A 13,707-nucleotide genomic window follows, 5' to 3' on the forward strand; every position below is an offset into this window, starting at 1 on the left:
GCATGGCTCTGCCGGATGACCCCATCCGCGGATGCCCGGCAATGACTGCCATGCACAAAGGAACTATATGAATCTCTTCAAGCGATATCTGACCCCGCTGCTCGTCTCGGCAGGTTTGTTGGCCATGACCGCCCTCGCCGGTTGCGGCGGCGGTGACCAGGGGCGCGATCCCATCCTCGGCTTGCCGGGCGCCACCCTGTCCAGCCTGGCCGTCACGCCCGCCACGGCCACCGTCGCCATCGGCGCGGGCCAGCAATTCACGGCCATCGCCACGTACAGCGACGGCTCCGCGCAAGACGTCAGCGCCAAGGCAGCCTGGACGTCGGCCACGCCGGCCAATGCCACCGTCAATGCCAGCAGCGGCGTTGCCGCTGGCGTGGCTGCCGGCAGCAGCAGCATCAGCGCCGCGTTCGGCGGCAAGAGCGCGGCGGCCCAGCTAACCGTCTCGCCGGCCACCTTGACGGCCATCGCCATCACGCCGCTCGCGCCATCGATCGCCATCGCGGCAACGCAGCAATTTATGGTGAGCGGCAGCTTCAGCGACGGCGCCACGCGCGACGTCACGGCCGTCTCGGCCTTTGCCTCGGCCAGTCCCGCCACGGCCAGCATCGCCACTGGCGGCCTGGCCCTGGGCAAAGTTGCCGGCACGACGCAGATCACAGCCACCACGGGCACGCTCACGGCCAGCACCGTACTGACCGTCACGCCAGCGACCTTGCTGGCTATCGCCGTCACGCCGCAAAACCCCATCATCCCCGTCGCCGCGACGCGCCAGCTGGCCGTCCTCGCCACGTATTCGGATGGCAGCACCGCCGACGTCACGGCCGGCAGCAGCTTTGTTGCCGCCACGCCCGCTTTCGCCAGTGTCGCCAGCAATGGCCTCGTCACCGGCGTTGCCTTTGGTAGCAGCGTCATGAATGCCAGCTTCAACGGCAAGACGGCCAGCACCACCGTCACCGTGCCTGCCGCCACCATCGTCAGCATCGCCGTCACGCCGGCCACCGCCAGCATCGCGGTCGGCACCCAGCAACAATTCATTGCCACGGCAACGTATTCGGACAGCTCGAACGCCATCATCACCAATAGCGCCGCCTGGACCTCGGGCACCGTCGCCAATGCCACGGTATTGAACACGGGCGTCGCCACGGGCATCGCCGTCGGCACCAGCAATATCACGGCCACGGCCGGCGGCCAGTCGGGCAGCGCGCTGCTGACCGTCTCCGCCGTCGCCATCCCGCCCGTCCTGAACCCGATCATCCTGGGCCGCGCGGCGCCATTCGGCGTGCTGGCCGGCACTTCGATCACGAACAATTCGGGCGGCACCACCCTGATCACGGGCGACGTCGGCGCGCCTTCGCAAACGGTCGATCCGACCCAGGCGGCCGGTTTTACCAACTACAAGTCGGGCGCCATCCTGGCCGGCGCCATGACGGATTTGCAAGCGGCGATCACGGACGGCAACAGCCGCACTTGCGACGTCAGCTTTGCCGGCGGCATCGACCTGGGCGGCCAGACCTTCGGCCCCGGCGTGTATTGCTACGCGGGCGCCATCAGCATTACGGGTACCTTGACCCTGAACGGTCCCGGCGTGTACATCTTCCGCACGGCGCTGACCTTGAATTCGACCGTCAACTCGGTGGTCGCCCTGAACAATGGCGCCACGGCCGACAACGTCAGCTGGCTGCCCGTCGGCCCCACCACCCTGGCCGCTAACAGCGTCTTCAAAGGCAATATCCTGGGCCAGTCGGCCGCCATCACGGTGGGCGACAACACGACCCTGCTCAATGGCCGCGTGCTGACGGCTGCCGCCGTTACCCTGCGCAACAATCAGATCACCAAATAACCGGGACATGACCATGACTATCGCACACACACTGGGCGCCCTGAGCGTAATGGCCGGCGCCTTGCTGGCAGCGCAAGCGGCGCAGGCGCAGGACAACACTTTCATCAACCCGGACTGGGCCAACAGCGCCTGGTACCTCGGCGCGGGCGTGGGCCAGTCGCGCGCCACCATCGACGAACCGCGCCTGCGCGCCAGCCTGGCCGCAAATGGCGAAACCGTCACCGCGTTCAACAAGGACCAGCGCGACACGGGCTATAAATTGTTTGTCGGTCGGCAACTGAACCAGTATGTCGCCGTGGAAGCAGGCTACTTTGACCTGGGCAAGTTCGACTTCCGCTCGACCACCAGCGGCAACGGCGTGCTGAACGGACAAGCGGCCTTTCGCGGCGTGAACCTGGACTTGCTGGGCCAGCTGCCGCTGTCGCAACGGCTGTCCTTGGTGGGCCGGGTCGGCATGCACTACACCAAGACGAATACGGAATTCAGCGGCAACCGCCTGCTGGGTTCAGCCAACACGCATGCCAGCGAGCGCAAGCTCAATGCCAAGCTGGGCCTGGGTCTCGAATACAAGTTCAGCGAAGCGCTGGCCCTGCGCGGCGAAGTCGAGCGCTATCGCTTGAACGACGCCGTCGGCAACCGCGGCGATGCGGACCTGTATTCCGTCAGCCTCGTGTATAAACTGGGCCGCCCGGCCAGCGCCACGCCCGCCTACCAGCCGGCGCCGCAAGTGGCATTGCCGCCCATCAGCGAAACCATGCCGGCCCCCGTGGCCGAGGTAAAGCCGGCACCCGTCTCGGAAAAAGTATCATTTGCCGCGGAAGCGCTGTTTGATTTCGATCAATCGACGCTCAAGCCGCAAGGCAAGGCGGCGCTGGACCAGTTGCTGGGCCAGTTGAACGGCATGGACCTGGAAGTCATCGTCACGGTGGGCCATACGGATGCCGTCGGTCCGGATGCCTACAACCAGAAACTGTCGCAGCGCCGCGCCGAAGCCGTCAAGGCTTACCTGGTGGCGCAAGGCGTGGAAACGAACCGCGTCTACACGGAAGGCAAGGGAGAAACGCAGCCCGTGGCCGACAACACGAGCGCCGCCGGGCGCGCCAAGAACCGCCGCGTGACGGTGGAAGTGGTGGGTACGAGAAAAGTTGTGCGCTAGATCAAACTGGCTTTAAAAAAACCGGCTTGCGCCGGTTTTTTTTCGCCTGCCGCTTTACGCCGGCTTGCGGTGATGCTTGCTCAGATGCCGGTCCAGGCTGTTGGCGAACTGTTGCCGGTCCGACTGGCTGAAGGCGGCCGGGCCGCCCGTGTCGACGCCGCCGCTGCGCAATTCTTCCATGAAGGCGCGCATCGTCAGTTGCTGGGCGATATTGTCCTTCGTGTAAAACTCGCCACGGGGGTTCAGCGCAAAGCCGCCCTTCGTCAGCACGTCGGCGGCCAGCGGGATGTCGCCCGTGATGACGAGGTCGCCGGGATTCAACAGCCGCACGATTTCCTGGTCCGCCACGTCGGCGCCGGACGGCACTTGCACGGTGCGGATGAAACGCGAAGGCGGCACGCGCAAGCCCTGGTTGGCCACCAGGGTGAGCGGCAACTCCAGGCGGTCGGCGACTCTGTACAAAATTTCCTTGATGACGACGGGACAGGCATCGGCGTCGATCCAGATCTGCATCCCCGGCGCGGTCTGCTGGCTTCCTTCCGCCATCACAATTCCCACGCTTCGCCGCCAGGACCCATGCGCGGCGCGCTGACGCCGAAGTGCAGGTACGCGGCCGGCGTGGCGACACGGCCACGGGGCGTGCGCTGCAGGAAACCTTGCTGTATCAGGTACGGTTCCAGCACGTCTTCGATGGTATCGGCCGCTTCGCCGATGGCTGCCGCCAGGTTGCCGATGCCGACGGGGCCGCCGCCGAACTTGAACAGCACGGCTTCGAGCAGCTTGCGGTCCATCACGTCGAAACCGGCGGAATCGACGTCGAGCATGGCCAGCGCGCGGTCGGCCACCACCTTGGTGATCTCGCCATTGCTTTTGACTTCCGCGAAATCGCGCACGCGGCGCAGCAGGCGGTTGGCGATGCGGGGCGTGCCGCGGGCGCGCTGGGCGATTTCATGCGCGCCTTCCGGATCGATGGGCGCCTTCAACAAGGCGGCGCTGCGCGTGACGATCTTCGTCAATTCGCCCGTGTTGTAGAACTCCAGCCGGGCGACGATGCCGAAGCGGTCGCGCAGCGGATTGGTCAGCATGCCGGCGCGCGTGGTGGCGCCCACTAATGTAAACGGCTGCAGATCGAGTTTCACGGAACGGGCGGCCGGGCCTTCGCCGATCATGATATCGATTTGATAATCCTCAAGTGCCGGATACAAAATCTCTTCCACGACGGGCGACAGGCGGTGGATTTCATCGATGAACAGGACGTCGTTCGCTTCCAGGTTCGTCAGGATCGCCGCCAGGTCGCCCGGACGCTCCAGCACGGGGCCGGAGGTCTGGCGCAGGTTGACGCCCATTTCGCGCGCGATGATGTGCGCCAGGGTCGTCTTGCCCAAGCCAGGCGGGCCGAACAACAAAGTGTGGTCGAGCGCTTCCTTGCGCTGGCGTGCGGCCGTGATAAAAATTTCCAGCTGGTCGCGGATCTTTTCCTGCCCCACATATTCATCGAGTTGCTTCGGGCGCAAGGCCCGTTCGATCGCCTCTTCGTTGTGCGAAATGGGCGCCGCATCGATGATGCGCTGTTCCGTGAAGCTGTCGGTCTGGATGCTCATGCCCTATCAGCCTTTCGACAGCGCTTTCAGCGCCAGTTTGATGCCATCGGACACGCCGCTGCCTGCCGGCACGTTCTTCACGGCCGCCAGCGCTTCCTTGTCCGAATAGCCGAGCGCCACCAGTGCATTCAAAATGTCCGATTGGGCGTCCGGCGCCGCGTGCGCGCCTAGCGGACCGAGATCCGCACCGATCTTGCCCTTCAATTCCAGTAATAAACGTTCGGCCGTCTTCTTGCCGATGCCCGGCACTTTCACGAGGCGGCCGGAATCCTGCAGGGTAATGGCTTGGGCCAGGTCGGCAATCGTCATGCCGGACAAAATCGACAGGGCCATGCGCGCGCCCACGCCCGTGATCTTGATCAACTGGCGGAATACGGCACGCTCGGCCGCATTGCCAAAGCCAAACAGCAAATGCGCATCTTCGCGGATGGCCTGGTGCGTGAACAGCACGACTTTTTCGCCCACGTGGGGCAAGTTGTAAAAAGTGCTCATCGGCACGTCGACTTCATAGCCGACGCCCTGGCAATCGACCAGCAATTGTGGCGGATTCTTTTCAAGCAAAATACCGGAGAGACGGCCTATCATCGCGTGTTCCTAATGTTGTGTATATATATGAGGGCCATGCAGCTATCCCACTAAACGGCCGCGCTTCATGCGCAGCCCCTGCAGCTGGGGCGCCAGCGCGCCAAGCATGGCCAGCGCATCGATGCTGTTGGCATGGCAAATGGCCACGCCCAGGGCATCGGCCGCATCCGTGCCGGGCAAGCCGGGCAAGGACAGCAGGCGCGACACCATTTCCTGCACCTGTTCCTTGGCCGCCTTGCCGTGGCCCGTGACGGCCTGTTTCACTTGCAGCGCCGTGTATTCGGCCACCGACAGGTCGGCGTTGACCAGCGCGCAGATGGCCGCGCCACGCGCCTGGCCCAGCAGCAGGGTCGATTGGGGATTGACGTTGACAAACACTTTTTCGATGGCCGCGCAATCGGGCTGGTAGGTGCCGACGATTTCGCCCACGCCCTGCAAGATGACCTTCAGGCGCGGCGGCAATTCCCCTTCGGAACCCGTCTTGACGGTACCCGAAGCGATATAGCGCAGCTTGTTGCCGTGTTTTTCAATGACCCCAAAGCCGGTCGTGCGCAGGCCAGGATCGATGCCAAGAATAATCATCGCCAGATTCTATAATGAATACGGCAGGCACCGGTGAATAACCGGTGCCTGCCGCTGAGTTACTGCCAGCCGGGGTATTGAATCCCGGCCTGTTCCAGATCAATGACGGAAGTGACGGGTTCCGGTATACAACATGACAACGCCGCGCTCGTCCGCCGCATCGATCACTTCCTGGTCGCGCATGGAGCCGCCCGGGTGGATGACGCAGGTCGCGCCCGCGTCGACGACAACGTCGAGGCCGTCGCGGAACGGGAAGAAGGCGTCCGACGCCACCACGGAACCGGTCAGGCTCAGGCCGGCGTTTTGCGCCTTGATGGACGCGATGCGGGCCGAGTCGATACGGCTCATCTGGCCTGCGCCCACGCCCAGGGTCATGTTATTGCCGCAGAAGACAATGGCGTTCGACTTGACGAATTTCGCCACTTTCCAGGCGAACATCAGGTCGGCCAATTGCTGCGGCGTTGGCTGCAGCTTGCTGACCACGCGCAAGTCGCCGATACCGACGTTTTTCGCGTCCGGCGATTGCACCAGCAAGCCGCCACCGACGCGCTTGAAGTCCATGGCGTGCACGCCGCCGCCCAGCGGAATTTCCAGCATGCGCACGTTTTGCTTGCTCGACAGAATCTGTTTCGCTTCGGCGGAGAACGATGGGGCGATCAGCACTTCGACGAACAGCTTGGCGATTTCGCCGGCGGTGGCGCCGTCGAGTTCCGTGTTGAAGGCGATGATGCCGCCGAATGCCGAGGTCGGGTCCGTCTGCAGGGCGCGCGCATACGCTTCCGCCGCATTCTTGCCCAGCGCTACGCCGCATGGGTTCGCATGCTTGACGATGACGCAAGCGGCGCTTTGCTCGAAGCCGCCCATGCTCTTCACGCATTCCCAGGCCGCATCCGCATCGGCGATGTTGTTGTACGACAATTCCTTGCCTTGCAGCTGGCGGTAGTTGGCCAGCGCGCCATCGGTGGCGACCAGGTCGCGGTAGAAGGCGGCGCTCTGGTGCGGGTTTTCACCGTAGCGCATGTCTTGCACTTTCTCAAATGCAACGTTGAGGATTTGCGGGTAGGCGCCGCGCTCGGCGTGCACTTTCGTCGGGCCCAGGCTGGTCAGGTAGTTGGTGATGGCGCCATCGTATTGCGCCGTGTGCGCAAAGACTTTTTTCGCCAGCATGAATTTGGTGTCGTAGCTCACGTCGCCGGCCTTGCCGTCGGCCGAGCGCATTTCCGCCAGCACGGCGTCGTAGTCGCTCGGGTCGCAGATGACGACCACGTCCTTGTGGTTCTTGGCCGCCGAACGCAGCATGGTCGGGCCGCCGATATCGATGTTCTCGATCGCGTCTTCCAAGGTGCAATCGGCCTTGGCGACCGTGCCCTGGAACGGGTACAGGTTGACCACCACCATGTCGATGGTCGGCATATCGTGCTCGACCAGTTTCGACATGTGCTCAGGGAAATCGCGGCGCGCCAGGATACCGCCGTGCACTTTCGGGTGCAGGGTCTTCACACGGCCATCGAGCATCTCCGGGAAACCCGTGTAATCGGCAACTTCCGTGACGGGAACACCGTTGTCTGCCAGCAATTTTGCGGTACCGCCTGTGGACAGGAGGTTGACGCCAAGGGCGGACAGGGCGCGGGCGAATTCGAGAACGCCGGTCTTGTCGGAAACGGAGAGGAGAGCTTGTTTGATCATGGCTGTGGCTAGGTGGTTAAGTGTTCTTGGCGAATGGCGCCGCTCAGTCGTCTGGCTGAGGCGGCGGCGGATTCAAATCTTGGCGTCACTTGCATGCCGGCATTACAGCAAACCGTGCTCCTGCAATTTCTTGCGCAGGGTATTGCGGTTGATGCCCAGCATCTGCGCGGCGTGCGACTGGTTGCCATCGGCGCGTGTCATCACGACTTCCAGGATGGGCTTTTCCACGGTCAGCACGACCATGTCATAGATATTCGATGCTTGCTGTTCGCCCAGGTCATTGAAGTAATCTTCTAGACTTTTCTGTACGACTTCCTGAATGCTTTCTTTGCTCATTTGTATGCTTCAACCGGCTGAACACCTGGCTATCCGGTGCCGCGTCGCTCATGCGGTCCGCGTGCTGCCCTCTTGCCTCGGTGTTGTAATTAATATTGCATGACGCTCTGTATATAGGCGCTCGCCCTTGTACTGCTGGTCACTAATTTATGCTGCTTGTTGCTATCTGCTCATGCTGCCGTGGCCGCAGGTTCGATCACATCGATCAGGCCACTTTCACTGGATTCGGAGAGGCGGTATTGTAACCGTTCGCCAAATTTCCATTGCGACTCAAAAAATTGATCGACGGCCAGCAACTGCGCTTCCGTCGACTCCAGCAAGTTCATTTGCTGTCGGAACGCTTCGCCGCCTTCCAGATCCTTGACATACCAGCCGATGTGCTTGCGCGCCGTGCGCACGCCGAGAAATTCCCCATAAAACGCGTAATGGGCGCGCAAATGCTCATCCATCAGGGTGCGGACTTCATCCACGTAAGGCGCCGGCAACAAGGTGCCGGTGCGCAAAAAGTGGTCGATCTCGCGGCAAATCCACGGCCGGCCCTGCGCCGCGCGGCCGATCATGACGGCATCGGCGCCAGTTTGATCCAGCACAAAGCGGGCCTTCTCAGGACTGGTAATGTCGCCGTTGGCCACCACGGGAATGCCCACCGATGCTTTCACGGCGGCAATAGTTTCATATTCGGCATCGCCCTTGTAGCCATCGGCGCGCGTGCGGCCGTGCAAGGTCAGCATCTGGATGCCGGCTTGCTCGGCGATGCGGGCGATTTTCAGGGCATTCTTGTTTTCGCGGTTCCAGCCCGTGCGAAATTTCAAGGTGACGGGGACGTCGACGGCGTTGACGACGGCGTGCAAGATCTTTTCGACCAGGCTTTCGTCTTGCAGCAAGGCCGAACCGCACCAGCTGTTGCACACCTTTTTGACGGGGCAACCCATGTTGATGTCGATGATCTGCGCGCCCCGGTCCACGTTGAACTTGGCGCAGTCGGCCAGGTCTTGCGGATCGGCGCCGGCGATCTGCACGGCCTTCGGCTCCATTTCGCCTGCATGGTCCGTGCGGCGCGAGCTTTTTTCCGTCGCCCACAGGCGCGGATTCGACGCCGCCATCTCCGACACGGCGTAACCGGCGCCCAACTGCTTGCACAACTGGCGGAAAGGCCGATCCGTCACGCCCGCCATGGGAGCGACGAAAACGTTGTTGCGCAGAATGTGAGGGCCGATTTGCACTGAAGAACCTGGAATGGACGGAGGAACCTGCTATTTTAACCGATTCCCTGCCTAATTAATAAGCACTATTTTTTGCTCAGTGCGTCAGAGTGAGGAGGGACCGCTTAGCCCAGTTCGTCCATCGCGGGCGCGCTCAGATGTTCGATATTTCCCCAGTGCACCAAATGCAGCTTGCCGTCCGCGTAAGAGAAACGGTTGACGCTGGCATTTTTGACCTGGAAGTCGCGCGGACTGTCGAGCGTCATGCCGACCGCCTCGCGGTAGGCGCACTCGAGCACGCCGCCATGGGCCACGATGGCGATCGTCTGGCCGTCATATTGCCCGGCCCAGCGGGCGATGGCGCCATTTGCGCGCGCATAGAACTGGCGGAAGCTTTCGGCCTGGCGCTCGCCCGACGGCATCACGGCGTCGATCTGCCGCGATTGCCACTGTGCATACTCGTGCGGATAGCGCGCGGCAATATCAGCATACAGCAAGCCTTCGAAGGCGCCGTAGCAGCGCTCGCGCAGCAAGGGATCCGTTTGCACGGGTAAATCTTTCACGTCGGCCACGGCTTGCGCCGTCTGCTGCGCGCGTTGCAAGTCGCTGGCGATGATGGCGGCCAGCGGTTCGTCCGCCAGCGCCTGCCCCAGCGCCCCCGCTTGCGCCAGGCCCGCCTCGTTCAGGGCGATGTCGATATGGCCTTGCAGGCGGCGGCCCGCATTCCAAGCCGTTTCGCCATGGCGTATCAGTAAAATCGTGGTGCTCATGCGTTATTTCTTCAGGGTAAGTGCCAGCTCGGGGTTGAGCGAATAGGCGACGACGAGCTGGGCTTCGTCGAGGATGTGGCCGTACAGGGCGGCGTGGGCTTGCTGCCCAGTAAAACGCTCGGGCAAGGTCAGCTGCGGCACGTCGAGGGCATACAGGCGGAAAATGTAGTGGTGGATGCGCTCGTCATTCCACGGCGGGCACGGGCCATCGTAGCCGTAATAGTCGCCGGCCATGTCCGGGTCGGCGGCAAACCAGCCCGTGTAGTCGTTCAAGCCCTGGCGCAGCCCAGTAGCAGTCCCGGCAGCCTTGCCGCGCGGCGTGATGCCGCTGGAAAATTCTCCGGCGGCAATAACCCGCATGGCAGGCGGCAAGTCGAGCAAGCTCCAGTGATAAAAGTCGCCGCGCGGCGCCGTCAGCGGCAGGGCCTGGCCTTCAACATTGACCAGGCTGGCGTCTTGCGGCGCATCGGGGTCGATGCAGAACAGGGCCAGCGACTCGGTGCCGTTCGGCACCTCGTCCCAGGCCAGATGGGGATTGCGGTTGCCGGCGAGGCGCACGCGGCTGGCCGGATCGATCTCGGCAAAGGCATGATCGGCCGGCATCAGGCCGCCATCACGAAACGTCTCGCTCCACAATTTCATCGCTTGCTCCTCTTTTAGTTATTGTTTGGCGTTCACTTGCAGCCAGAAGGTCACCGGGCCGTCATTCGTCAGCGACACCTGCATGTCGGCGCCAAACTGTCCCGTTTGCACGGTCGCATGGCGGCTGCGCGCCTGGTCCACGAAATACGTGAACAGGCGCAAGCCGTCCTGCGGCGCAGCCGCCGGCGTAAACGACGGGCGCGTGCCGGACTTGGTGTCGGCCGCCAAGGTGAACTGCGGCACCAGCAGCAAGCCGCCGGCCACGTCCGTCACGCTGCGGTTCATCTTGCCCGCGTCGTCGGCAAACACGCGATAGCCGAGCAACTTGGCCAGCAGGGCGTCCGCTTCCTTTTCCGTATCGCCCCGCTCCGCGCACACGAGCACCATCAGGCCGGCGTCGATGGCGCCGATGGTGGAGCCGGCCACGTCGACCTTTGCCTGCGTCACGCGCTGCAGCAGCGCGATCATGCCGTCAAGGTGACGCGCGCAAAGCTGCGCTTGCCAACTTGCAACACGAACTGACCGGCTTCCACTTGCAAGCCCTTGTCGCTGATGACGGTGCCGTCGATGCGCACGCCGCCCTGGTCGATCTTGCGCATGGCTTCCGACGCCGATGGGCACAGGCCCGCCTGTTTCAGCAGTTGCGAAATGCCCAACGGCGCGCCGGCCAAGGTCACTTCCGGGATATCGTCGGGAATGCCGCCCTTCGAGCGGTTGACGAAGTCGGCCAGCGCATCTTCCGCCGCCTGCTGCGAGTGGAAGCGGGCGACGATCTCTTGCGCCAGCGCAACCTTGGCATCGCGCGGATTGCGGCCTTCCTCGACTTCGCGCTTCAGCTGCGCCAGTTCGGCGATCGAGCGCCACGACAGCAGCTCGTAGTAGCGCCACATCATGACGTCGGAAATGCTCATCAGCTTGGCGAACATGGTATTGCCCGGTTCCGTGATGCCGATGTAGTTATTCTTCGACTTGGACATTTTTTCCACGCCGTCCAAACCTTCCAGCAGAGGCATGGTCAAAATACACTGCTGCTCCTGTCCGTACTGCTTTTGCAGTTCGCGGCCCACCAGCAGGTTGAACTTCTGGTCCGTGCCGCCCAGTTCCAGGTCCGATTTCAGGGCCACCGAGTCGTAGCCCTGCATCAGCGGGTACAGGAATTCGTGTACGGAAATAGGAATGCCGCCCTGGAAGCGCTTGGTGAAGTCGTCGCGCTCGATCATGCGCGCCACCGTGTAGTGGGAAGCGAGCTGGATGATACCGCGCGCGCCCAGCGGATCGCACCACTCGGAGTTATAGCGGATTTCGGTCTTGCTGGCGTCCAACACTAAAGATGCTTGCGCGAAATACGTCATCGCGTTAATCTCGATCTGTTCCTTGGTCAGGGGCGGACGCGTGACGTTGCGGCCCGAAGGGTCGCCGATCATGGACGTGAAGTCGCCGATGAGGAAAATGACTTGATGGCCGAGGTTTTGCAGCTGGCGCATCTTGTTCAGGACGACAGTATGGCCCAGATGCAAGTCGGGCGCGGTCGGGTCCAGGCCCAGTTTGATGCGCAGTGGAACACCGGTTTTCTCGGAGCGTGCTAATTTTTGCGCAAATTCGCTTTCGATCAAGAGTTCGTCGACGCCACGCTTGGTAATCGCGAGGGCTTCTTGTACTCTGTCCGACAGCGGAAGCGCGGTCTGAGCGGCGTTAGCCTTTGTAGGCGATGCGGTGGTGTTGATTTCCATAAAATTTGACTGTAGATCTCAAAATGGTAGTAGGTTTGCGGAGTTTGCTATAATGCTCGATCCCATCAATCTTGCCGTATGAAAACGAACCAAAATAACAATAACAAAGAGCACTAGTTCACGAATCGTTCAAGGGCAAATTTTAACTGATTGCATGAACCCTATACATAAAATCACAGGCTCACGCTTGTACACACAGCTGACGACGACACGCAAGGCACGCATTATCGGTGCCTCCGCAGTGCTGCTCGCCGTGGCCGCCTTCGGCGCGGTCGCTGTGTCGCCCATGGCGCCCGACGCATCCGATTTGCCGGTGACGTCCATCGCCCAGAACCTGGAAATGCCTGATCTCGCCTCGCAAATTTCCGCGATGGAACAGGTAGACCAGAATTTCACCCACGAAGAAAAAGTCCGCGCCGGCGATACCCTCGCCACCCTGCTGACCCGTCTCGGCGTGGATGATCCGGTGGCCGCCAATTTCATCAAAACCGACAAGATCGCGCGCGGCGTGATGTTGCTGAAATCGGGCAAGCGCGTACAAGCGCAAACGTCCGAAAACGGTGACCTCAACTGGATGCGCGCCACCCTCGTCGACGGCACGGACAAATCGGTCAAGAACATCCTGATCACCCGCAAGGGCGACAAGTTCGTGGCCACGGAAGTGGCAGCCCAGCTGGAACGCCGCGTTGAAATGCACGCGCGCAAGATTACCTCCACCCTGTTCGCCGCCACCGACTCCAGCCTGGACGGCACCCGCCTGCCAGACTCGATTTCCGCGCAAATCGTGGAAATGTTCTCCACCAATATCGACTTCCGCTCCGACCTGAAACGCGGCGACTCGTTCAATGTTGTCTATGAAACATTCTGGCAAGATGGCGAATTTGTCCGAGCGGGCCGCATCCTGGCCGGTGAATTCACCAACCGCGGCACGACTTACCAGTCCGTTTGGTTCGAAGACCCAGCCAGCAAGCAAGGCGGCGGTTACTACAGTTTCGACGGCAAGTCCCTCAAAAAAGCCTTCCTGAAATCCCCCCTCGAATTCTCCCGCATCTCGTCCGGCTTCTCCATGCGCGTGCACCCGATTTCCGGCAACTGGAAAGCGCACAAGGGCATCGATTTCGCTGCAGCAACGGGCACGCCTATCCGCGCTTCGGGCGACGGTGTGGTCGATTCCGTCGGCAGCCAAAACGGCTACGGCAATGTTGTTGTCCTGAAACATTGGGCCAACTACACGACCGCCTATGCGCACATGAGCCGCTTCGCTTCGGGCCTGAAAAAAGGTCAAAAAGTGAGCCAGGGCGATGTGATCGGCTACGTCGGCACCACCGGCTGGTCCACGGGCGCCCATTTGCACTATGAATTCCGCGTTGGCGGCGTGGCGCAAGACCCAAGCAAGCTGAATGTGCAAGCCCAGGCGCCATTGACGGCCGCCGAGCTGAGCCGCTTCCGCATGGTGTCGGCTGACATGATGCACCGCTTCACCCTGCTGCGTCCGAACGACACGGCCCTGGCGTCGCGTTAAGCAAGACTGCCTTCGGGCAACAATAAAGGCACCGCCCATGCAGATGGCCGGT

14 protein-coding genes are annotated in these 13,707 nt (G+C 62.1%); 3 read left to right on the plus strand and 11 right to left on the minus strand.

Annotation, left to right across the window (positions count from 1 at the left end; genetic code table 11):
• Positions 1-67 precede the first annotated feature (67 nt).
• Together O3298_RS27375 and O3298_RS27380 are read left to right on the plus strand one after the other, a co-directional pair.
• Positions 68-1,843 (plus strand): ice-binding family protein, encoded by a 1,776-nt coding sequence (locus O3298_RS27375; protein ID WP_305061033.1) that lies wholly within the window; start codon positions 68-70, stop codon positions 1,841-1,843.
• A 13-nt stretch (positions 1,844-1,856) separates the two neighbouring features.
• The gene (locus O3298_RS27380) at positions 1,857-2,999 is read left to right on the plus strand and encodes an OmpA family protein (protein WP_305061035.1); all 1,143 of its coding nucleotides are present in this window, start codon (positions 1,857-1,859) and stop codon (positions 2,997-2,999) included.
• Positions 3,000-3,053: 54 nt separating this feature from the next.
• Here O3298_RS27380 and O3298_RS27385 read toward each other — a convergent pair whose 3' ends face one another.
• The 11 genes from O3298_RS27385 to tyrS form a co-directional block, all read right to left on the minus strand.
• Entirely contained in the window at positions 3,054-3,512 is a 459-nt protein-coding gene (locus O3298_RS27385) for a YaiI/YqxD family protein (RefSeq protein ID WP_099668247.1), read from the minus strand.
• Between the two features lie 32 nt (positions 3,513-3,544).
• A complete protein-coding gene (ruvB, locus tag O3298_RS27390; RefSeq protein ID WP_034749202.1) occupies positions 3,545-4,600 on the minus strand; it encodes a Holliday junction branch migration DNA helicase RuvB in 1,056 nt (351 codons plus the stop codon).
• 6 nt (positions 4,601-4,606) lie between these two features.
• Positions 4,607-5,185, minus strand: coding sequence for a Holliday junction branch migration protein RuvA (ruvA, locus tag O3298_RS27395; protein WP_034784779.1), 579 nt, complete (start codon positions 5,183-5,185; stop codon positions 4,607-4,609).
• A gap of 42 nt (positions 5,186-5,227) precedes the next feature.
• Positions 5,228-5,767, minus strand: coding sequence for a crossover junction endodeoxyribonuclease RuvC (gene ruvC / locus O3298_RS27400; protein WP_289913592.1), 540 nt, complete (start codon positions 5,765-5,767; stop codon positions 5,228-5,230).
• Between the two features lie 99 nt (positions 5,768-5,866).
• The gene (gene purH / locus O3298_RS27405) at positions 5,867-7,453 is read right to left on the minus strand and encodes a bifunctional phosphoribosylaminoimidazolecarboxamide formyltransferase/IMP cyclohydrolase (RefSeq protein ID WP_305061036.1); all 1,587 of its coding nucleotides are present in this window, start codon (positions 7,451-7,453) and stop codon (positions 5,867-5,869) included.
• 102 nt (positions 7,454-7,555) lie between these two features.
• Positions 7,556-7,789 (minus strand): helix-turn-helix domain-containing protein, encoded by a 234-nt coding sequence (locus O3298_RS27410; RefSeq protein WP_008445162.1) that lies wholly within the window; start codon positions 7,787-7,789, stop codon positions 7,556-7,558.
• 170 nt (positions 7,790-7,959) lie between these two features.
• The gene (gene dusB / locus O3298_RS27415) at positions 7,960-9,012 is read right to left on the minus strand and encodes a tRNA dihydrouridine synthase DusB (RefSeq protein ID WP_305061037.1); all 1,053 of its coding nucleotides are present in this window, start codon (positions 9,010-9,012) and stop codon (positions 7,960-7,962) included.
• Positions 9,013-9,116: 104 nt separating this feature from the next.
• On the minus strand, positions 9,117-9,761 hold the full coding sequence (locus O3298_RS27420; protein WP_289919685.1) for a histidine phosphatase family protein: 645 nt from the start codon (positions 9,759-9,761) through the stop codon (positions 9,117-9,119).
• Positions 9,762-9,764: 3 nt separating this feature from the next.
• A complete protein-coding gene (locus O3298_RS27425; RefSeq protein ID WP_305061038.1) occupies positions 9,765-10,403 on the minus strand; it encodes a YbhB/YbcL family Raf kinase inhibitor-like protein in 639 nt (212 codons plus the stop codon).
• A gap of 18 nt (positions 10,404-10,421) precedes the next feature.
• Positions 10,422-10,871, minus strand: a complete 450-nt coding sequence (gene dtd / locus O3298_RS27430) for a D-aminoacyl-tRNA deacylase (RefSeq protein ID WP_305061039.1) — start codon at positions 10,869-10,871, stop codon at positions 10,422-10,424.
• Positions 10,868-12,133, minus strand: coding sequence for a tyrosine--tRNA ligase (gene tyrS / locus O3298_RS27435; protein ID WP_305061040.1), 1,266 nt, complete (start codon positions 12,131-12,133; stop codon positions 10,868-10,870). The genes dtd and tyrS overlap by 4 nt, the downstream gene beginning before the upstream one ends.
• Before the next feature lie 154 nt (positions 12,134-12,287).
• On the opposite strand from tyrS, the gene O3298_RS27440 reads away from it, so the two are divergent.
• Positions 12,288-13,655, plus strand: coding sequence for a M23 family metallopeptidase (locus tag O3298_RS27440; RefSeq protein ID WP_099403330.1), 1,368 nt, complete (start codon positions 12,288-12,290; stop codon positions 13,653-13,655).
• The last annotated feature ends 52 nt before the right edge of the window (positions 13,656-13,707 follow it).

It is taken from the genome of Janthinobacterium sp. SUN137, from assembly GCF_030587265.1.
GTDB lineage: Bacteria > Pseudomonadota > Gammaproteobacteria > Burkholderiales > Burkholderiaceae_D > Janthinobacterium > Janthinobacterium kumbetense.

Excerpts from the sequence above, each read along its gene's own strand:
- O3298_RS27440 (WP_099403330.1), top strand. The coding sequence starts at position 12,288 with ATGAACCCTATACATAAAATCACAGGCTCACGCTTGTACACACAGCTG.
- O3298_RS27380 (WP_305061035.1), top strand. The coding sequence starts at position 1,857 with ATGACTATCGCACACACACTGGGCGCCCTGAGCGTAATGGCCGGCGCC.
- O3298_RS27410 (WP_008445162.1), bottom strand. The coding sequence starts at position 7,789 with ATGAGCAAAGAAAGCATTCAGGAAGTCGTACAGAAAAGTCTAGAAGAT.
- O3298_RS27385 (WP_099668247.1), bottom strand. The coding sequence starts at position 3,512 with ATGCAGATCTGGATCGACGCCGATGCCTGTCCCGTCGTCATCAAGGAA.
- purH (WP_305061036.1), bottom strand. The coding sequence starts at position 7,453 with ATGATCAAACAAGCTCTCCTCTCCGTTTCCGACAAGACCGGCGTTCTC.
- ruvA (WP_034784779.1), bottom strand. The coding sequence starts at position 5,185 with ATGATAGGCCGTCTCTCCGGTATTTTGCTTGAAAAGAATCCGCCACAA.
- ruvC (WP_289913592.1), bottom strand. The coding sequence starts at position 5,767 with ATGATTATTCTTGGCATCGATCCTGGCCTGCGCACGACCGGCTTTGGG.
- tyrS (WP_305061040.1), bottom strand. The coding sequence starts at position 12,133 with ATGGAAATCAACACCACCGCATCGCCTACAAAGGCTAACGCCGCTCAG.
- O3298_RS27375 (WP_305061033.1), top strand. The coding sequence starts at position 68 with ATGAATCTCTTCAAGCGATATCTGACCCCGCTGCTCGTCTCGGCAGGT.
- O3298_RS27420 (WP_289919685.1), bottom strand. The coding sequence starts at position 9,761 with ATGAGCACCACGATTTTACTGATACGCCATGGCGAAACGGCTTGGAAT.
- ruvB (WP_034749202.1), bottom strand. The coding sequence starts at position 4,600 with ATGAGCATCCAGACCGACAGCTTCACGGAACAGCGCATCATCGATGCG.
- dtd (WP_305061039.1), bottom strand. The coding sequence starts at position 10,871 with ATGATCGCGCTGCTGCAGCGCGTGACGCAGGCAAAGGTCGACGTGGCC.
- O3298_RS27425 (WP_305061038.1), bottom strand. The coding sequence starts at position 10,403 with ATGAAATTGTGGAGCGAGACGTTTCGTGATGGCGGCCTGATGCCGGCC.